Here is a 19,122-nt window from a genome sequence, read left to right on the forward strand (position 1 = left end):
TGGGGCGGACCCTTGAGATTTGGAAGCCTGAATGTGTACTTTTAACCAGCAGCGCTAAGTATGTCAAGTATAAGGCTTAGAGTGAAATTGGTTAGCCCTACGGAGCTCACTACTATTTGAGTTGTAGGCTGCGCGGCTTGTAGCGCTCGTACTACCCAATTTCCGTCAGTAGGCGTAACTACTAATTGGGCTCCATTGTAATTTGGGGAGAGGTTTGTGTGCCCAGATGAGGAAATCATCCCAAGCATTACGCTTAGCTGAGGTATTTGGGCAGCAGAAATCGATATGTAGGTTCCGGAGGTTCCTGCGCCCACTGCGTCCTGCATTTGTATATTTGTTGCTTGCTCTGCACTGAAGTTTATGGAGAGCTTTTTGGTTCCTGAGGTGTTGATTATGTCAACTAGGTTTGGGGCAGTTATACCCTGCGCTATATCGATAATTAGACTTGTTGAGTTAGTGGCAGCAGCAGCAAGGCTTTTGAGATTCTGGGCGGTGATAAGCGTTGCATTGAACTCTAGACTGAGGCTTCGGTTGCCCGCCAGTGTGATGGCGGACAGTAGGTCCGACATCGGTATGTAGGATCCATTGACTACGCTCAATGATGCGGCAGAACCGTTCGCAGCATTAATTATTTCTTTGAGCTTATTTCCAGAAGTGTTTTTTCCATCTAGTGATGCAGTAAAGGTCTTTCCTTGGGCTGCTTGAAATACGGCAGTGACACCGGCAGTAGTTAGTGCATTTAATGAGTCGACTGAAAAAGACAGACCTCTGCTGGTCGCTGCACTAATGGCGTTCGTCACGTCGCTTTGTGATGCCGTTGCGCAGTCAATGCCAATTGAAAGCTTTTTGTTGGCTCCGGCTTGAGTGATATTTTTGACAGCTTGCGTGGTTTGGCTGGTAATAGAAGATATGTTTATGCTTGTGTTAGATCCTGAGGCTGAGTTTATAATCTGTATTGCCTGTGATTCAGATGCTTTTGTTCCGTCAATTTGGAGGGAGAGGTGTCTGCTTCCGGCAGCGCTGATAATTGGGGCAAGTCCGCCGACGGGGTTTGCTTGTGCATTTGATAGTACTAATAGCGTGTTGCTTCCGACTCCAGAAAGCACGCTATTGAAATTGTTGTTAGATATGTAGCCGCCCTCGCATATCATGGTCAGTTTCATGCGGATCTCCTTGGGTTTTTCCCGCTGTGTTTTGAGATGTTGCGTCGGGAAACATAGACTGTGACAAGGAGATTTCAATGGTTAAAAATTGATCTGAGTCAATGTTCTGAGAGTTTAAGAGCTTCGAAAATTCTTTTGCAATTTATAGGAAAGTGTTTTGCGGTTTTGCTAAGGGATAGGGATGTAAATGTATAGGTGATGCACTCACAAATGTTTCTTGAAACTGCTCGCGGTAATACAGACCACCGCGCCAAGCAGCGCTGCACTCGGCAGCAGTATCAGCAGTGGGTGAACGCTGATGGGCAGCATCAGGTAGATGATCCACGGCATCACCGCAATCGGCGTCAGTGCGGCCTTGGCGCGGTGATAGACGAAGCCGGACTCATGACCAGCGCCGAACTTGCGGATGTCGCGCCGTACCAATCCATCCACGAAACCGACGAAGGCTGCCATGACGAACAGCGGCAGCGTCAGGATCAGTACCAGTAATCGCACCAGGAAGGTGAGCACGGTGAACCCCGCGGCGATCAGGTAGCTTTCCGTCAAGCGATAGAGTTGGCCCAAATAATAGTGAAAATCGCGCGCCTCGCCCTGGCTGGGGACGCGAGCGCGTACCGAGACGTGCTCCATCCATTCGAGCAGGCCTGTTTTCACGAAGAGCCATTCGTAGGCGCCATTGATGACCCACTGTGCTGTGCGGCCTGGCTCTTGGATAACCAGACTGTGGGTGAACTGGCTGGACAACTGTTCCAACTCGTAGTCCAGCATGTGCTGGGCGTGGTGCCAGCCTTGGTCCGGCCAGAAGCAGTACATGCCCACGCATTCGATGACGATGGACAGCAGCAGCGACCCCGTCAGTACACCGAGCATACGTAACGGCAGGGTGATGGTATTGACGACCAGGCTCTGCTGCTTGATCTGTTGACGTTGTGCGGTAGCGGCTGGGTCCCTCATGGCCGGGCCTCGTCGTTGCCCTTGTCGGCACTGGCTGAGGGAGAAACGCCTTCGAGCAGGTCATCAGGCAGTGGGCCCTCTTGAAGGCCTGGCAGCTCCTGGCTACTCCACCATTCACCCGCTTCGGCATAGTGCTGTCGCATGTAGCCTGCGAGTTCCTGTAGGTCCGCCGGAATGGTCTCGTCCGGATCGGGGGTCGGCAGTGGCATGCGAATCTTCCACAACTGACCGCCTTGCAGAAGGGCGAACGCTTGGCCCTTCGGCAAGCTGACCAGATGCGCCGGTTCGATCAGGGGAACGCTCGAAGTGGTGACACGGTCCTGGGCGGTGGAGGTGAAGGCCGTCGAGCCATGGATGTCGGAGCTGTCGGTAGCGCCGCTGACCAGGGTGGTGGTGTAGACGTCAACCTTGGGTAATTGCTTGGTCAGTAACTCGGCGGTGGCGGTTTCCCGTACCCGCAGCATGACCAGGTTGTTGAAATTGCCGATCGTTTGGCCTGCTTTGGCACGGCTGCCGATGCGCGCCTCGATGTCCGAGAGTGTCTGGGTGTAGGCCGTGACCCGCAGCCCGGCTCCGCCCCCCTTGTTGATCAGCGGAATGAACTCATCACCCATCAGTTCGTTGAACTCATCCGCGTGGATGTTGATCGGCAACGTACTGCTGTTACCTCCGCCTGGTAAGCCATCGTCGATGCCGAATTTGTAGATGTGCCCAGCTACCGACACCAGGTCGGCGAACATCGAGTTGCCGACGGCTGCGGCAACCTCCGCGTCAGAGAGCGCATCGAGGCCGACATAGACCACCGCGCGTTGGCGCACGATCTGCATCCAGTCGAAGATCGGCCTTGGGTCCGCGAGGTCGGCATAGTCTGGCGCAAGGAGTTGGGCGATCTTGCCGGTGGTCAGCTTCTCGAGGAGTGGTAGGAGGCTTGCAACAATCTTGTCGAAGTAGGTGCGGTCGTACCTGACTGCGCTACGCAGGCCGTCGAGCACGGAGTCATATACCCGGACCTGCGACAGGTACTGTTCCAGGGCGACCACGCGCTTCTCCCGGCCGATCATGTTGCGCGGGGTGTTCTTGTCGTTCAGCCGGCCCTCGATCTGGACGATGATCTCCCAGGCCTTGGGCTCGGTGCGGGCGAAATAGTGGGCGGCGTACTCGATGAACAGGGCATCGATGTTGACCACGTGCCGCTGGATCAGCAGGTAGTCGGGTCGTTGGCCCAACTCGACCAGCGCGCGGGCGATGATGTTGACGAAACGCCAGGCAAACTCCCGGAATGCGGCCGAGTTGCCTTCACCCGAAAGCTGCCCGGCGATGCGGGTGGCCACTTCCGAAATGCGGCCAAAACGCCCCACGGCGTTATAACGCGCCGAGAGGTTCGGCCAGCCGAGGTGGAACATGTAGAACTCACCTTCGCGGCCGGCGCGCTTGGCTTCCACGTACATCCGTTTGAGTAAGTCCCCATCGCCTTTGGGATCGAAGACGATCACCGGCTCGAACTCGCCATCGGTATTGCGCCGGCGGATGTCCTGGGTGATGAGCAATTCGGCGAGTCTGGTCTTGCCGACGCGCGTCGAGCCCAGCACCAGGGTCTGCCCGACACGTTCGGCCAGCGGCAGGCTGACATCGGATTCGTGAGGTTCGATGCCGTGTAGCCGTGGCAGGCCGCCGACTGGAGGCAGCGGTCGCACGGGGTTGAAGGGGCTGTCCCAGCCTGTGAGCCTGGCTAGACAGGACACTGGGAAGGGCGCGAACTCCAGGCGCTCCTCCAGGCGACGGGCCAGGTTGTACGTCGCGGAGGGTTCGACGTAGTGGCGAAACTCCGGTCGGTAGGTTTGCATCAGCCGGTGGGTGTGGCGTTGCTCCCAGCGAAAGCCCCGACCGATGAACAGGCGTTGCTGACTGACCGGTACTTCGCGGCTGGTCATGACGTAGCGTGGTAGGCGACGGAGATTGCGGCGATAACGGAGAATCACCAGCGCTTCGCGCAGGCGGATGCTGCCGAACACCAGGAAAGCCAGCGCGCTACCCAGGCCCAGCGACGGGGTCAGCGCCAATGACCAAGGGGCTACCAGACACAACGCGGCGGCACCTGCGCAAACCGCGACGGAATACAGCTCTACGGCTGGCCGCAGCAGCACCTCTATCGCATAGGCCTGTGCCATGGCGAATAGGTCACTGCTCGATCCCGGTCGAGGTGATCAAGGCCGGGTAGTGGCGCAGCCCCAGGCGTTGTGCCAGATCGTCGCCGGGCGTCGGGGCCAGTTGGAGCTCTGGGGCCAGGGCTCGCAGCGCTGCCAGATCGGCGGGGCTCTGGACATTGACTACCAGCCCCACGGCGCCGAGTGCCTTCAGGCGGCCGGCATGCCGACGAAGCCAGGTGTGCGAGCGCTCGTCGTTGCCGATGATGAAAAGAGGCGGTAGCCCTGGGGCCTGGATCACTCGCCGTTCTACTGGACCTGGTGTCAGCAACGTCGACTGCACAGGCAGCATGTCGGCTTCGCTGAAAGAGTCAGTGGGTACGGGAGGCGCTTCGATTTCCTGCGCTGGTTCTTCCGGGCGTGATTGGAGATCCAGGGCCTCGTAGTAGGGGAGTGCAGAGATGCCGCCGCGGTCTTCGGCGACGATCAGAGACTTGGCTGTGTGATCGCCGTTTGAGGTAGTGGCGAGGGCAAGGAGGGTCGTAGCGAGCAAGAACTTCACGGCCGATCTCCATGGAGGGCCGAGGCGAGCTGGGCATCGCCAAGTACCCGGGCCAGGTGCAGGCCGACGCTCTGCCGATAATGGGTGGCGGGTGCACCGCCGGCGGGGCGGTGGTAGCGTCCGATCGTGATCAGCCAGTCCTGTCCTGGGGTGTGCTGCTCGCGCAGGATTTCGGCGGCGATGGCGAGGTTGCGGTACGGATCCAGAAGCTCGCAGGGATGCTGGTAGCGCTGTTGCTGGTGACCCAGATTGATCTGGCCCAGGCCGGCATCGATGCGAGTTGGCGAGGTGTGTTGCAGGGCCTGCTGGAGCCCGGAGCAGGCTGCGGCCTGATGCGCATAGCGATAGGCCCTGCCAGCAATATTCAGCGTCCACGGCCAGGGCACCAGACGTTCGTTGAGCCAGGTACCGCTCTCCTGTAGGGCAATGGCATACAGCACGACGGAGGGGATGCCGGCCTGCTGCGCGGCGATCTGGTAAGCCGGTGGTGGTGCCTCCAGGGCTTGGGCGTCGGCAGCCAGAAGACAGACGAGCAGCACGCAGATGGCCCATGGCGAACGTTCTATTGCCGCTGCCATTGTCCATTCACCTGGTGCAGTACGGCGGGTAGTTCACCGGGCTGACCGAGTAGCAACCAGCGACCGGCATCGTGGTTGAGGGTGATGTGGCGGGCGCGCACTTTGCTCGGATCGACGCCTACGCGCTGTGCCCAGGAGCGGATCTGAGCGTCGTCGGCATGGCTACCGACGAGGTAGATGTCGAACTCCATGCCTGCAGCCTGCAACTGGCGCACGACCTGATCGCAGGCCGGGCACTCGTCCTTGACGAACACGGCGGCTCGCTCATTGGTGGACGAGGCAATAGGCATAGTGTTGACGTCGAGTGGCATCACCCGTGACGCGGCCGGATATAGCTGTTGCCAGGCGTCGTCATAGGCGTGCTGATAGGTGAGCAGCTTCTCGACCCGGCGAGCTTCGGCCTGGACCTGAAGTTCGGCATAGTGGCGCCGCTCTTCGTCGGAGCGCGCTTCGATGCCGAGAGCAGAGAGCGGATCCAGGTGAGGGGAGTAGACGCCCAGGGGACCACGCATCAGGGCCTGGAAACGTGCCCACTCGTCCGTGCTAAGTCCCCAGTCACGGGCCTGCTGCTCGCCGCTGGTCTCGGTCAGTGTTGGTCGTTCACGGCTGTCATGGGTGGGGGACGTCCGGCTATCCATACCCAGCACCAGTCCGCAGACCAGCAGGCCGGCAATCACCCGGGAAACGCTGTCCCAGTGGTTCATTGGGTGGGCTCGGTGGGGATCGGCAGGCGTCGGGTGTCGTCGCCATGTCGAAAGAGGGCGGTGCTGCCTTCGATGCCCTCCAGCCGCCAGCCCGCTTCTTCCTCACCGGGATGCAGCAGCTGTAGTTGAGTGAGACTGTCGTTTGACGTGTTGATCGGGAGCAGAAGAAGGAACTGCTCGCCCGCTCGTTGCTCGAGGCCAACTATCTGGAACGGCGCTTTGGACTTCCGTGGTTTGGCCGGAGCTGGCCGATGGTGCTGGACTACGACTGGAGGCGTGGCGCGTTGTGCAGCCAGCTGTCCCTCCAACTGCTCAAGGCGGGCCTGCAATGGCAGCAGGCTTTCTGCTGCGGAGTGACCGTCGAGTGATTTCTCAAGGATTCTCAGCCGCTGTCCGAAGGCCTGGCTGTCTGCTTCGTAACGGGATAGGGAAAGAACATCCGACGGCGGTTGATACTCGTCGATCAGTTGGCTGAGGTGGGCTACTTGCTGATGCAACGCCTCGACCTGCTGTGCCGTAGCGCGCGTATTGAGCTGTGCAGCGAGTCGAGCCTGCGTCCTGTGTTCGATCCCCAGGACCGTGGTGAGCGACAACAGCCAGATGACCGCGATCATGTCCATCAGCCGGAGAGGACGGCGCTGTTCTGGTCTTGGCAGGATCATGGTCGCGTCTCCATGGCTGATGCCGATGGAGCGCTGGGAGTTACCTGGGCAGCAGGTTTTCCTGACTGATTCGCGTGGGTGAAGCAGACGTGGCGGGTACTGTCGTCGGCATGCATCGACCAAGCAGGGCCGACCAGAGTCAGCAGCGCCTCGCGTAGGGGGAGGGGCCCAGGTGATAGTGCGGTGCCGGCAACGGCAGGCTGTCCAAGAGGTGGGTTTCGCTCGTGTTGCAGAGCTGGTAGCCGGAGCGGAGCAATGCATACCGTAGGCCGTCACCGACACTGGCATGCAGTGTGTCGGGGATGCGGAGGTCGACCACTTGCTGCAAGAGGTCCTGTTGTGCAGCCGTTGGCGCCAGTTCGACCAGGGTGTAGCGGCCGTAGCGCACCACCGGGACGTCGCCGGGAGCCTGGGCTTGCTCGTTGATCTTCGCGGCAGCGGGTGGCTCAGGCGGGGTGGTCGTGCAGCCTACGACGAACGCGACCAGCAACAGAAGACATGGGCGGTAGACGTAGGCGTGCATGGGACGACCCTTGGCAATATCGAGCCAAGACCATCGCCATTTCGGAAAGCCGCGTCCGCAAACTAACGGATTCGCCGCGTCGCGGCTTTCCTGCTGACTGAGCATGAGATGACGGTGATGAGCCTGAAGCTCTATAGGGACTGGTCCACCATGGAACTGGCACGCACAGTTGCCGCAGCACCGTGCACTACTGATCCGGCAGAGGTCAACTCGGCTGAGGTGGTCTGGTCGTCAGGCCCTGAGTACGTCATGCATGACTGGCGACCGCTTCTACCACCCCATGTGAGTGGTGAGCGATATGGCCGAGTACCCCAGCCCTGTCCTGTTTGTGGACACTTCCGGTCGTGGCTGCGACGAGACAGCCTACGCTGTCGTGAAGATGCGACCGCAGGGTACTGGATCAATGGGGCGGGACACCGAGCGAGATGCTGAGGAGTATCGAGAGTAACTGTGGGAAGTTGAGCTGCGAAAATTCGTGGCGAACAGCCTGGGGCTCCACCAGAAGGGGAGACACGGATGTAGGTCTAAGACACCAGCTTTGCCAACATGACTAGCGACGCCGAAAGTGTGAAAGCTTTACCAGACGTCGGCGAAACGGCCGCGAAAGTTGACAGTGCCGGGCCCGCGAACAGGGCTTTGTCCATTGAGCGAAAAGTCTCAGGAGGAATGAGCCATGACCCGGGAGGCATACAGCCCGCGGCGTAGTGGATGTGTTTCGTGCAGGACGCGCCAGCGGAAGCGATGGACCATCTGGAAAGTCCACGGCCAAATTGCTGTTTGCTTTCAAAATGCTTTTCGCTGCAAAGCTCGGGCATGTGGTCCAGCCGGGTCCCCGGTGGAGCCAAAGGCTCCACCGGGTGAGGGCTTAGCTGCGCCCGCCTCCATGGCTATGTTGCCCGCCCTTGCGGCCGGCTTCGGAGGCTTTCTCACGGTCGTTGGCGAAGTTGCCGCCACTTTGCTGACCGCCTTTCTTCCCTGCCTCGGAGGCTTTTTCGCGATCGTTGGCGAAGTTGCCGGGGTTGGTGTTTTTGGAAGTCATGAAAGTGCTCCTCGGATGCATCGCATCCATTGAGTGGGCCGCCAGTCGGCCCACACCGTTACTGGGAAGGCATCGGCGGGGAATGGTTCGAAGAAGTTTCGCCAGTGGTTGAAACCCGGGCGCAGCCCCGCCGGATCAGGCGCCGGCAGACGCCCGGGAAGGGCCGAGCAGGTCGATGACCTCCTGGTCGTCGAGCTGGTGGAAGTCCCGGTAGTAGTGGCCGACGCTATGGAAATCCGCCGGCGTCAGCAGGCACACCAGCTCGTCCACCAGCGGCCGCAGTTTCTCCACGGTGGCCGGCGGCCCCACGGGCACGGCGAGGATGATCCGCCGCGGGGCGTCCTCGCGCAGGGCCTGCAGCGCCGCGCGCACGCTGTTGCCGGTGGCCAGGCCGTCGTCCACCAGGATCAGGTCGCGGCCACGGCGTGACGCCAGCGGCTGCCGTCCGCTATAGCGGGCGCGGCGGCGCTCGATTTCCTGCAGCTGTTCGGCCAGGCGCTGCTCGAACCAGCCGGGCGCCACATGCAGTTGTCGCAGCAGGTCCTCGTCCTTCACCCACCTGGGCGGGTCGCCCTCCACCACGGCGCCCACGGCGTATTCCTCGTGGCTCGGCGCGCCGATCTTGCGCACCAGCAGCAGTTCCAGCGGGTATTGCAGGGCCAGGGAGATTTCGTAGGCCACCGGCACGCCGCCACGGGGCAGGGCCAGCAGCAGCGGCTCGTGCATGGGCCGGTCGCGCAGCGCCTCGGCCAGGGCCTTGCCGGCATACCGGCGGTCGTCGAATGCGTTCATGGTCAGACTCCGAAGGGGAAGGTGTCCGCCGCGCCCTGCGCCGCGTCGCCGGCGCCGCGCTGCAACGGGGTGACGGCGGTGGTCCGGGCGAACCACAGGTAGGCGTCGAACTGCTCGCCCAGCACCGCCTCGTAGTAGTGGCTGCGGCGCTCGCTGGCCGGCCGGTAGATCACGCCGATGGCGCGCTGCAGCAGCGTGCTGGAGAGCCGGGTGCGCAGCGCCGCGTGCCCGGCGCCGCGCCAGTCGGTCAGCGAGGCGGCCATGCCGGTGCGGGCGAAGCAGCGTTCCCAGCTGTCCTCCAGCGCCGGGCGCACCTGCTGGATGCGCAGCGGGCCGTTCCAGTCGTCGGCCGCGGCCACCTCGCCGCGGTCGGTGCCCATGCCCAGCAGTACCGCCGCGTCGCCCCAGGCGATGCGGCACAGCTGGCCGAGGTTGAACTCGCCGCGCCAGCCCATGGCGGTGGCCGAGGCGTCGCCGATGTGCGAGTTGTGCGCCCAGACCACCGCGCGGGCCTCGCGGCCGCGGTGGCGCAGCAGTTGCTTGAGGGTATCGAACATGTGGTTGTCGCGCAGGTTCCAGCTGGAGACGCTGGCGCGGTACATCAGCCGATAATACTGCTCGGCGGCGCGCACCACCCGGGCGTTCTGCGCGGCGTCGAACAGGCCCTCGCCGCCGTCCAGGCTTTCCAGGCGGGCCACCAGCAGGTCGTTGAGCTGCTCGACCACCGCCGCCTCGCAGGTGTCCCCGTCGCCCCATTGCGCCTGCGCGCCGTAGGCGGCCGGGTCGTCCTGCCAGGGCGTGAGGCAGGCGTAGCGCTCGCGGGCTTCGCGGGCGCGGGGCGGGTCGTGGCTTTCCAGGTACAGCAGCACCGCGGCCATGGAGGCGCGCAGGCTGTAGATGTCCAGGCCGCGGAATTCCACGCGTTCGGCGATGGGCAGGCCGGCGTTGTGGCGGCGCAGCCAGTGGACGAAGTCGAGCACCTCGCGGTTGCGCCACATCCAGCTGGGGAAGCGGGCGAAGGCCGCGCCCTCGCCGGGCTGGCCGGGGTAGTCGCGGACATGGCGGTCCAGGCGCGCCGCGTCCGGCCAGTCGCCCTCGATGGCGACCATGTTGAAGCCGTGCCGCTCGATCAGCTGGCGGGTGATGGCGGCCCGCGCCCGGTAGAATTCGGCGCTGCCGTGGCTGGCCTCGCCGATCAGCACCACCCGGCCGTCGGCGTAGCGCGAGAAGAAGCCGCCGAAGGTCGCCGCGTCCGGCTCGGGCAGCGGCTCGGCGGCGTGGCGCAGGCACTCGACCAGGCGTTCGCGCTCGGCTTCGCTGGCGAAGGAAGTCATGCTGCGTACCTCGTCCCGTGGTTCATTCTGCTTTTGAGAAGGCCGCGGGGCGGGCGTTCAGGTTTTCACTGCGGCGGCAGGGCGAAGGCCAGCGTCCAGTCGCCCTGGCGGGTGCCCCGGGAGCCGTGGCCCAGGTCCACCGTGGCGACCTCGCCCCAGGGCGAGCGCCAGCAGGCCGAACAGGATGCGCAAGGCGCGGAAATGCCAGGGCAGGGGAGCGCCCGTGGCCGGCCTCCAGGCTGGGGTTTCCCGAAGTGACCGGCGCCCCCGGCGAAGACTCGAAAAATCCCTAGCCGGCCAGCAGGCGCATGGGCGAGGCCGGCTGGTCCTTCTGCAGCACCGCCATGTCCAGCGTCTGGCGCAGCTCCAGGGCCAGCTTCGCCACGGCGCGCAGGCTGTTCCAGTCCTGCCGGGGGATCTTCGGCACGGTCAGTTCCACTTCGATGGAGTTGGGTGCGAGCAGTTGCACGGTCATCGAACCATCCGCCTCCAGGGTGCAGCGGCAGCCATAGGGCGCAAAGCTGTCTTCGAGGATGCGTTTGGCCTGCAGGTAGGTTTGCATTCAGCGGGACTCCGGGTTGTCGATTCGATCAGGCGTGCCTGCACATCGTTGCAGGGCAGGGGCAACCGCCCCGCTCACGCCGAAAAGCCGACGTCAGGAAATGAACGGTAGCTGGCTGGCGAAGCGTTGTTATAACTTTTTCTTATACGGGGTGTGGGATTTCAACTTGCGGACGGCGCCCTGGCGCATGAGCGGGCATGGCTTTTCGTAGGATGGTGTTGAGCGAAGCGATACCCATCAGCGCAACCGCATGGGCATCGCAAGCTCAACCCATCCTGCGGAGAGCGCCTCGGTGCGGGGGCAAACCATTGTTCGGAGATATGGCGTTTTCCGGGTGTCGGGGTTTAAGAGCGCCCTCACCCCAGCCCTCTCCCGCAAGCGGGAGAGGGAGCTGTTCGTGCCTCCGGGGGGCCGGTGAGTCCAATCGCGGACAGAGAAACATCCGAACACTCGGAGCGGCGCACTACGCCCAAACCCGACGTCTCCGGCTCATTTCGGCCGCGGATTCCCCAGCCCCGCATCGGGCTGCGACAGCCTGCCCGCACGCAATTGCCGCGCGGCTTCGACCAGCGCCCGGGCAACGTTGCGTACTTCCTCCTGCAACGCCAGGTCAGCATCCAAGGCCTCGTGGCTGCTCGCATAGGGCCGGTAGTAGCCGATGTAGCGCTCCAGGCGCGCCATCTGCCCGGCGGCCACCAGGCCCATCCAGTCCAGCCAGTCGCACAGCGCGTGCTTCACCGCCTCGATGCCGGCCACGTCGCCGTGCACCACCACGCCGTAGGCGCGCCCGGCCAGGTGCTTGGGGTAGGGCCAGCCGTCCAGCTCCAGCTGCTTGGCGCGTCCGGCGTCCTTGCCGTGTGTGGAGGTGGGGTCGGGGTTGCCGCCATCGGCGCAGACCAGCCGGTCGATCATCAGCTTCAGCGGGCCGGGCGCCTGGTACCAGTACACCGGGGTGAGCAGCAGCACGCCGTCGGCCGCCACCCAGCGCGGGTAGATGGCGTTCATGGCGTCGCCCACCTGGTCCAGCGCGTGGTTGGGGTAGCAGCTGCAGGGCCAGTGGCACAGCGGCATGGCGGTGGACACGCAACCCTTGCAGGGGAAAATGCGCCGGCCGTACCCGGAGGTGAGCAGGCTCAGGTCCAGCAGGTCGGTCTCGCAGCCGGCGGCGTCCAGTTCCTGCTGCGCCTGCCTGGCCAGGCGCCAGGTCTTGGACAGCTCGCCGGGGCAACTGCCGTCGTTGCGCGCCGAGCCCGTGACCAGCAGCACCCGCGGTGGCCGCCCCGGCTCCCGGCGCTGACGCTCGGCGGCATCGATGGCCGCGTGGGCGTCGAGCCAGTCCCGGGCCAGTTGGTAGTCGGGGTCGGCGTAGCCCGGCCCGGCGCGCTGGGTGACCGGGGCCTTGCGCCCGGCCTGGTAAGCCTGCCAGGCGATTTCCTCCAGGCGCGCGATGGCGGTGTCCTCGGCGCGGTAGGCCGGGTCGGTGAAGCGCTCGCGGAAGCGTTCGGCGAAGGCCTGGCGGTCGAGTTTCGGCGGGGCCTCGCCGAGCCGTGGCTGGATGGTCATGGGCGCCTCCTCGGGGCCTGCTGTGCAAAGGCTCATGCAGGTGCGAGGCCGTAGCGCGCGCCGAGTTCAAGGCCGATGCCCCGGCGGCGCCAGCGCTGCCGGTCGGCGACCGCGGCTGAACCTTGGTCCGGGGCGCCGGTCAGCCGGAGACCACGCACCACGGAGGACCGGACATGAACCGAGAACCGCCAATCGCCGGCGACCTCGCCGACTGGGAGCGCAGCCTTTCCCTCGGCGCGGGCCTGGCCGTCGCCGGCCTGGCGCTGCGCGGCACGCGCCCCCTGGCCCTGGCGCCACTGGGCCTGCTGCTGGCCTGGCGCGGCCTGCGGGGGCACTGCCGGCTGAAGGGCCTGGTGCTGGAGCCCGGCGACGAACTACAGCGCCTGGCCGCCGACCTGCGCGGCCTGGCCGCGCGCCTGGAACACTGCAGCCACACCCTGGCCCAGGCCGGCAACGCCGGCGAGGACCCGCTGGCGCCCACCGACGAGCAGCTCAAGCGTTTCGACGACTGACCCAGCCCCCGACCGGAGGAACACGACCATGGCGCAGCCCCCGCGCTTTCGCATCCATTACGAACTCGAAGGCCAGCCCTGCTCCCACGAGGTGGATGCCCCCAGCGGCAACCTGACTCCCGACCAGGCGCGCTTCCAGCTGGAAAGCCTGCATTCGGACAGCAACCCGGCGGACATCACCGAACTGCGCATCGTCCCGCTGACGCCCTGCGAGGGCGAACCCGGCCCCGGCGACGGCTGGCAGGCCGGCGCCCTGGATGGCGTGGCCTGAGGCTGGCGCGTGATGAAACCTTGCAAGCCGTCCCGGGCAGGGGAGCCGTCGGCATGAAGTCCGCCCTGTTGTGCCTGCTCAGGGGCTGCGAGTGGGAAGGCCGGGAGGTGCTGGAAGTGGGCCACGAGCGCCTGCTGCACCAGTGCTGCCGGCGCTGCGGCGCGCACCGCTACGCCGCCGCGGCCGAGCTGCCCTGAGCCCCTGACCGCTGCTCGAGGGCGATCGGCCGCTCGCGGGTGCGCCGGCGATGGCTCATTCGCCCTGCGCCAGCGGCAGTTCGGCGAGGCTCTCCAGGTAGGCGCCGAAACCGCCGTGGGCGCGGTAGTCGCGGCGGGCGCTGGTGGTCACGCAGGTCTGGTGCGTCCAGACGATGCGCGCGCCGCAGCGTTCCAGGTCGCGCACCAGGTGCACGTCCTCGTCGCAGGGCAGTGGGCGGAAGCCGCCGGCGCGGCGATAGGCCAGGGCGCAGATGCCCAGGTTGGCGCCGTGCACGTGGCGGTGGCCCTCGCGGGACTGGTAGTGGCGCAGGTAGCGCGCGCGCACCTCGGGGGCATGGGCCGACCAGTCGTCCAGGCACACCGTGCCGCACACCGCCTCGGCGCCGAAGGCCAGCTGGCGCACCAGCCAGTCGGGGCCGACGCGGCTGTCGGCATCGGTGCAGGCCAGCCAGCGCGCGCCCAGGCCCAGCAGGTGCTGGGCGCCGGCGCGGCGGGCCTGGCCGACGTTGCGCGCGCTCACCGGCAACACCGCCACGCCCAGTTCGGCGGCGATGGCCGCGCTGCCGTCGGTGCAACTGTCGAGCACCGCCAGCACGGCTACCGGCTCGCCAGCCAGGGCCGGGTGGCGCGCCGCTTCCAGCAGCGACAACAGGCAGTCGCGCAGGCGCTGTTCCTCGTTGTGCGCCGGCACCAGCACGCCGATCACGGGGCGGCCCCGGCGTTGTCGTCGAACCACAGCTCCAGGCGGAAGTCCGGCTCCAGGTGGCAGATCCGCGCCGGCGCGCCCATGGCCTCGGCGAGCAGGGCATGGACGGCGTCGCCGGCCAGTTCGCAGCCCAGGATCGGATGGCGCCAGTGGCAGGCCGCCAGCGCGGCGCCGCGCTCCAGGCTGGCGGCGGCGCGTTCGCAGGCCAGGCGCCAGGACTGCGGATCGAGGTAGTAGCCCAGTTCGCTGAGCACCACCAGGTCGAAACGGCCGGCGGGCCAGTCCTGCGGCAGGCCGCCCTGGCACACGCGGGCGTGGTCGCAGCTGGCCAGGCGCTGGCGTGCCAGGCTGACGGCGGTGGCGCTGGGGTCGCTGCACAGCAGTTCGTCGCAGCGCTGGGCCAGCTCGATGCTCAGTTCGCCGTTGGCGCAGGCCGGCTCGAAGCCGCGGGCGAAGCGCGGGCGCGGCAGGCAGGCCAGCAGCAGCGCGCGCTTGCGCCGCTCGTACCAGCGGGTGCGGAAGGCCCAGGGGTCGGGATCGTCGGCGTACAGCGCCTCGAAATGGCTGGCGGGCAGGCTCACAGGAAGTACACCTCGAAGGGTTGGCTGAGGGTTTCCAGCAGGTGCGGGCCGAGGATGGGGCCGGCGCCATGGGCGGGGTCCGCTTGCAGCTGGCTGGCGTGGGCGGCGATGGCCCGGCGCTTGCGCCCCCGGGCGCGCGCGTCCAGGTCCAGGCGCCGGGCCCGCGCCCAGGGCAGGCGCGGGTCGCCGGGGGTGGCCCAGTGCCAGGCCCAGATCGGCACTTCGCAATGGCGTGCGCCGCAGGCAGTGGCCGCCGCCGCGCAGGCCAGGCCGACCTGCTCGTGGTCCGGGTGGCCGTCGCGGCGCCAGGTGCTGAGCAGCCTGTCGCCGGGGCGCAGCAGGCCGCGCAGGGCGGTGTCGAGGGGGGCCGCAGCGACCTGGCCGTCGGCCATGCCCAGGCGCCGCCAGTGCAGGCGCGACAGGTCCAGGCCGAGGCGGGCGAGGGCCTCGCGGCTCTCTTGCGGGCGCACTTCGCGCAGGCGTTCGCGCGTCCAGCAGGACGAGCCGGGGTGGCTGGCCTCGCCATCGGTGACCGACACCAGAAGCAGCTCGCCGGCCCAGTCGCCCAGGCTGGCGAGCAGGCCGCCGCAGCCGAGCACCTCGTCGTCGGGGTGCGGCGCCACCAGCACCAGGCGCCCTTCGCCCAGCAGGGCCCGCGGGGTGATCCGCGGCAAGCGCTGCAGCGCCCGGCAGGCGCGCCAGGCCTGCGGGTCGGTGCCGGCGCCGGCTGCGGCTATCGGGTCCTGCGTCGCGCTCATAGCGCCCAGGCCTCGGCGGCCTGGGCGGTCAGGCGCAGGCCGAGGAAGGCCAGGTCGCGCTCGCCGTGGCTCTGGCGCAGGAACACCGGCAGGTCGGCGGCCAGCTGGGCGAAATGCTGGTCGCGGCAGAACGGCGTGGCGCCCAGGGCGTGGCCGACGTGCCATTGCACCGCCTCCACGGCACCCTCGACCTGGGCCCGCACGCGGCGGGCGCCGAGTTCGGCGCAGGTGTCGGGGTTGCCGTCGATCCAGCCGGCGCATTCGCGCAGCGCGCCGGCGGCGCCGGCCAGGGCGGCGTCCACCGCGCCCAGGTGGGCCATGGCGTGCGGGTCGTCGGTGTGGCCGTGGTGCAGGTAACTGGCCAGGCGGCTGGCCGCGCCATACCAGCAGGCGGCGATGCCCGCCGCGCCGTGCCAGAAGCCCGGGCGCTCCAGGTAGGCCAGCGGCCCGCCCACGCAACGCGCCCCGGCTGCCGCGAAGCTGACCTCGACGCTGGCGGTGGCGGCCATGCCCACCGCGTTCCAGCCGCCCTCGGCGACCTGCACGCCCGGCTGCTTCAGGCTCACCGCCACCAGTTGCGGGCGCTGGTTCTCGTCCCGGACGCTGAGCAGCGCCTGGTCCACCTGGGCGGCGCCGGAGCACCAGGGCTTGACCCCGCTGATGCGCACCTCGTCGCCCCGGCGCGCCTCGATGCGTACCCGCTGGCTTGGCGGGTCGGCGGCCCACACCGCCCAGACGCCGGGGCGCCGCGGCACTTCGGGGGCCAGCTCGGCGAGGATCGCCAGGGCATCGGTGTGGCCTTCGTACAGCTTGAGCAGCGACAGGTCGGCGCCGGCCACCGTGGCCAGCGCCTGCCAGCGCTGCAGGGTGCGGCCGCTGCCGGGGCGGGGCAACTGGTCGAGGCCGGCGGCGCACAGCTCGCGCAGGCGCCGGCCCAGCGTGTCGGGCTGGCGGCTGAGGTCGCGGGGGAGTTCGAAGTCGGCGAGGGCCTGCAGCAGGCCGGTGGGCAGGTCGTGGGACATGGCGGCTCCGGCGGAGGTCGTTTCCCAGCCGACTGCCGGGCAAGGCCGGAGGTTCAAACCAAGCGCCGAACGCGCCGCCGGCCTACCGCCGGGAAAAAAGCCTGAACTCCGCCGCCGCGCCCGCCCCCAACCAAGAGCCAGCGCGCCCATGGGCGCCGCCCACCTGATCAGGAGATGGACAGATGACGCAGAACAAAGAGTCCGGCAAGCAGAGCCAACTGGCGGGGACCCAGACCACCGACCGCGCCAACGGCAACGAGAAGCTCGAACAGCTGGAGCGCTACCGCGAGGACGCCACCGGGCAATCCCTGAGCACCAACACCGGCACCCGCATCGCCGACAACCAGAACTCGCTCAGGGCCGGCCCGCGCGGCCCCTCGCTGCTCGAAGACTTCATCCTGCGCGAGAAGATCACCCACTTCGACCACGAGCGCATCCCCGAGCGCGTGGTGCATGCCCGCGGCTCGGCGGCCCACGGCTATTTCGAGGCCTACGAGGACTGCAGCGCGCTGACCAAGGCGGCGTTCCTGGGCAAGGCCGGCAAGCGCACCCCGGTGTTCGTGCGCTTCTCCACCGTGCAGGGCCCGCGCGGCTCGGCCGACACCGTGCGCGACGTGCGTGGCTTCGCGGTGAAGTTCTACACCGAGGAGGGCAACTTCGACCTGGTGGGCAACAACATGCCGGTGTTCTTCATCCAGGACGCGATCAAGTTCCCCGACTTCGTCCACGCGGTGAAGCCCGAGCCGCACAACGAGATCCCCACCGGCGCCTCGGCCCACGACACCTTCTGGGATTTCGTCTCGCTGCAGCCGGAGTCGGCGCACATGGTCATGTGGCTGATGTCCGACCGCGCCATCCCCATCGCCTTCCGCGCCATGCAGGGCTTCGGCGTGCATACCTTCCGCCTGGTCAACGCCAACGGCGAGAGCCACCTGGTGAAGTTCCACTGGCGGCCGAAGTCCGGCACCTGCTCGCTGGTCTGGGACGAGGCGCAGAAGCTCGCCGGCAAGGACCCGGACTTCAACCGCCGCACGCTCTGGGAGGACATCGAGAAGGGCGACTACCCGGAATGGGAGCTGGGCGTGCAGGTGATCGCCGAGGACGACCAGGACAAGTTCGACTTCGACCTGCTCGACGCCACCAAGCTGGTGCCCGAGGAACAGGTGCCGGTGCAACTGCTCGGGCGCATGGTGCTGGACCGCAACCCGGACAACTTCTTCGCCGAGACCGAACAGGTGGCCTTCCACGTCGGCCACATCGTGCCGGGCATCGATTTCAGCAACGACCCGCTGCTGCAGGGCCGGCTGTTCTCCTACACCGACACCCAGCTGCTGCGCCTGGGCGGGCCGAACTTCAACCAGATCCCGATCAACCAGCCGCTGTGCCCTTTCCACAACAACCAGCGCGACGCCTACCACCAGCACACCCTGCACCGCGGGCGGGCTTCCTACGAGCCCAACTCCATCGACGCCGGCTGGCCCCGGGAAACCCCGCCGGCGGCGCGCCAGGGCGGCTTCGTCAGCTACCACGAGCCGATGACCGGCACCAAGGTGCGCGAGCGCGCGGCGTCCTTCGCCGACCACTTCAGCCAGGCCGCGCTGTTCTGGCACAGCCTGAGCGAGGCCGAGCAGAATCACGTGGTGGCCGCTTACGCCTTCGAGCTGGGCAAGGTGGAGCGCCAGGCGATCCGCGAGCGCGAGATCAACGAGGTGCTGGTGAACATCGACGCCCGGCTGGCCGCGCGGGTGGCCGCGCAGATCGGCGTGCAGGTCACGGCGAAGGCCCCGCAGCGCCCGGCGCCGCAGCCATCGCCGGCGCTCAGCCAGGTGAACCTGCTGGCCGGCGACATCCGTTCGCGCAAGGTGGCGATCCTGGTGGCCGACGGCGCCAGCGAGAGCGAGATCGGCGACATGCTCCAGGCCCTGGGCGCGGAGGGCGCCAGCGCCAAGCTGATCGGCCCCACGGCGGCCCCGGTCAAGGCCGACAGCGGTGCCAGCCTGGCGCCCCAGGGCACCTGGGACGGCCTGCCCTCGGTGGCCTTCGACGCGGTCTACGTGCCGGGCGGGGTGGCGGTCACCCTGGGCGGCGACGGCCGCGGCCTGCATTACCTGCTGGAGGCCTACAAGCACCTCAAGCCGCTGGCCTTCAGCGGCGATGCGCAGGCATTGCCGGGGCAACTGGGGCTGCAACCGGATGACGGCCTGGTGATGGGGGCGACGGCGGGGGATGCGTTCGGCGGGTTGAAGAACGCATTGCTGCAGCATCGTATCTGGGCGAGGGAGGCGCAGGTGGGGGCGGTGCCGGCGTGAATGTGGCAGGGGCCGCTCCTATGGTTCCAGGAGGCACGGGCGTAGGAGCGGACTTTGTCCGCGATTGGATTCACCGGCCGCGCCGGACACCCCGGTGGCACGAACGGCCCCCTCTCCCGCAATCGGGAGAGGGCTGGGGTGAGAGTGCTCCTGACCTGCGACCGC

General features: G+C 66.7%; 19 protein-coding genes and 2 pseudogenes. 4 read left to right on the top strand and 17 right to left on the bottom strand.

Annotated elements, in window-relative coordinates:
• Positions 1-41 precede the first annotated feature (41 nt).
• The 13 genes and pseudogenes from PKO50_RS09490 to PKO50_RS09550 all read right to left on the bottom strand — a co-directional run bounded on the left by PKO50_RS09490 (position 42) and on the right by PKO50_RS09550 (position 12,580).
• Entirely contained in the window at positions 42-1,163 is a 1,122-nt protein-coding gene (locus PKO50_RS09490; RefSeq protein WP_275629491.1) for a hypothetical protein, read from the bottom strand.
• Positions 1,164-1,367: 204 nt separating this feature from the next.
• Positions 1,368-2,117 carry a TIGR03747 family integrating conjugative element membrane protein gene (locus PKO50_RS09495; RefSeq protein ID WP_275629492.1) on the bottom strand — a complete coding sequence of 250 codons (750 nt, stop codon included), beginning with the start codon at positions 2,115-2,117 and terminating at the stop codon, positions 1,368-1,370.
• A complete protein-coding gene (traD, locus tag PKO50_RS09500; protein WP_275629493.1) occupies positions 2,114-4,285 on the bottom strand; it encodes a type IV conjugative transfer system coupling protein TraD in 2,172 nt (723 codons plus the stop codon). The genes PKO50_RS09495 and traD overlap by 4 nt, the downstream gene beginning before the upstream one ends.
• A 10-nt stretch (positions 4,286-4,295) precedes the next feature.
• Positions 4,296-4,814 carry an integrating conjugative element protein gene (locus PKO50_RS09505; protein WP_275630451.1) on the bottom strand — a complete coding sequence of 173 codons (519 nt, stop codon included), beginning with the start codon at positions 4,812-4,814 and terminating at the stop codon, positions 4,296-4,298.
• Between the two features lie 5 nt (positions 4,815-4,819).
• Entirely contained in the window at positions 4,820-5,401 is a 582-nt protein-coding gene (locus PKO50_RS09510) for a transglycosylase SLT domain-containing protein (RefSeq protein WP_275629494.1), read from the bottom strand.
• Positions 5,386-6,039 (bottom strand): TIGR03759 family integrating conjugative element protein, encoded by a 654-nt coding sequence (locus PKO50_RS09515; RefSeq protein WP_275630452.1) that lies wholly within the window; start codon positions 6,037-6,039, stop codon positions 5,386-5,388. Before PKO50_RS09515 ends, PKO50_RS09510 begins: the two co-directional genes overlap by 16 nt.
• Positions 6,040-6,101: 62 nt before the next feature.
• Complete coding sequence (locus PKO50_RS09520) at positions 6,102-6,767, bottom strand: hypothetical protein (RefSeq protein ID WP_275629495.1); 666 nt, start codon at positions 6,765-6,767, stop codon at positions 6,102-6,104.
• A pseudogene (locus PKO50_RS09525) lies at positions 6,764-7,290 on the bottom strand (PilL N-terminal domain-containing protein). Before PKO50_RS09525 ends, PKO50_RS09520 begins: the two are co-directional and overlap by 4 nt.
• An 865-nt stretch (positions 7,291-8,155) precedes the next feature.
• Positions 8,156-8,311: pseudogene (locus PKO50_RS09530) on the bottom strand (general stress protein); the annotation flags it as partial.
• 153 nt (positions 8,312-8,464) lie between these two features.
• A complete protein-coding gene (locus PKO50_RS09535) occupies positions 8,465-9,121 on the bottom strand; it encodes a phosphoribosyltransferase family protein (RefSeq protein ID WP_275629496.1) in 657 nt (218 codons plus the stop codon).
• Positions 9,122-9,123: 2 nt separating this feature from the next.
• A complete protein-coding gene (locus tag PKO50_RS09540; protein ID WP_275629497.1) occupies positions 9,124-10,455 on the bottom strand; it encodes an erythromycin esterase family protein in 1,332 nt (443 codons plus the stop codon).
• Between the two features lie 289 nt (positions 10,456-10,744).
• On the bottom strand, positions 10,745-11,017 hold the full coding sequence (locus PKO50_RS09545) for a DUF1652 domain-containing protein (protein ID WP_275629498.1): 273 nt from the start codon (positions 11,015-11,017) through the stop codon (positions 10,745-10,747).
• Positions 11,018-11,506: 489 nt separating this feature from the next.
• Complete coding sequence (locus PKO50_RS09550; RefSeq protein WP_275629499.1) at positions 11,507-12,580, bottom strand: flavodoxin family protein; 1,074 nt, start codon at positions 12,578-12,580, stop codon at positions 11,507-11,509.
• Positions 12,581-12,753: 173 nt separating this feature from the next.
• Here PKO50_RS09550 and PKO50_RS09555 point away from each other — a divergent pair, with 173 nt between their 5' ends.
• From PKO50_RS09555 to PKO50_RS09565, 3 genes are read left to right on the top strand one after another with little or no spacing between them, the layout of a single operon-like run.
• On the top strand, positions 12,754-13,092 hold the full coding sequence (locus PKO50_RS09555; RefSeq protein WP_275629500.1) for a hypothetical protein: 339 nt from the start codon (positions 12,754-12,756) through the stop codon (positions 13,090-13,092).
• 28 nt (positions 13,093-13,120) lie between these two features.
• A complete protein-coding gene (locus tag PKO50_RS09560; RefSeq protein ID WP_009619767.1) occupies positions 13,121-13,363 on the top strand; it encodes a hypothetical protein in 243 nt (80 codons plus the stop codon).
• A gap of 53 nt (positions 13,364-13,416) precedes the next feature.
• Entirely contained in the window at positions 13,417-13,560 is a 144-nt protein-coding gene (locus tag PKO50_RS09565) for a PSPA7_2676 family Cys-rich small protein (protein WP_009619769.1), read from the top strand.
• 55 nt (positions 13,561-13,615) lie between these two features.
• Here the strand turns inward: PKO50_RS09565 and PKO50_RS09570 are convergent, their stop codons facing one another.
• The 4 genes from PKO50_RS09570 to PKO50_RS09585 are packed head-to-tail and all read right to left on the bottom strand — an operon-like array spanning position 13,616 to position 16,648.
• Positions 13,616-14,287, bottom strand: a complete 672-nt coding sequence (locus tag PKO50_RS09570; protein WP_058072385.1) for a glycosyltransferase — start codon at positions 14,285-14,287, stop codon at positions 13,616-13,618.
• A complete protein-coding gene (locus tag PKO50_RS09575) occupies positions 14,284-14,868 on the bottom strand; it encodes a class I SAM-dependent methyltransferase (RefSeq protein ID WP_275629501.1) in 585 nt (194 codons plus the stop codon). The genes PKO50_RS09570 and PKO50_RS09575 overlap by 4 nt, the downstream gene beginning before the upstream one ends.
• Positions 14,865-15,626, bottom strand: a complete 762-nt coding sequence (locus PKO50_RS09580; protein ID WP_275629502.1) for a PIG-L family deacetylase — start codon at positions 15,624-15,626, stop codon at positions 14,865-14,867. Before PKO50_RS09580 ends, PKO50_RS09575 begins: the two co-directional genes overlap by 4 nt.
• Positions 15,623-16,648: a hypothetical protein gene (locus PKO50_RS09585; protein WP_058072382.1), complete on the bottom strand. Its 1,026-nt coding sequence runs from the start codon at positions 16,646-16,648 to the stop codon at positions 15,623-15,625. Before PKO50_RS09585 ends, PKO50_RS09580 begins: the two co-directional genes overlap by 4 nt.
• A gap of 182 nt (positions 16,649-16,830) precedes the next feature.
• Between PKO50_RS09585 and katE the strand changes: the two genes are divergently transcribed.
• Positions 16,831-18,957 (top strand): catalase HPII, encoded by a 2,127-nt coding sequence (gene katE / locus PKO50_RS09590; RefSeq protein ID WP_275629503.1) that lies wholly within the window; start codon positions 16,831-16,833, stop codon positions 18,955-18,957.
• Positions 18,958-19,122 lie beyond the last annotated feature (165 nt).

The organism is Pseudomonas sp. 273, from assembly GCF_029201425.1.
Classification (GTDB): domain Bacteria; phylum Pseudomonadota; class Gammaproteobacteria; order Pseudomonadales; family Pseudomonadaceae; genus Pseudomonas; species Pseudomonas delhiensis.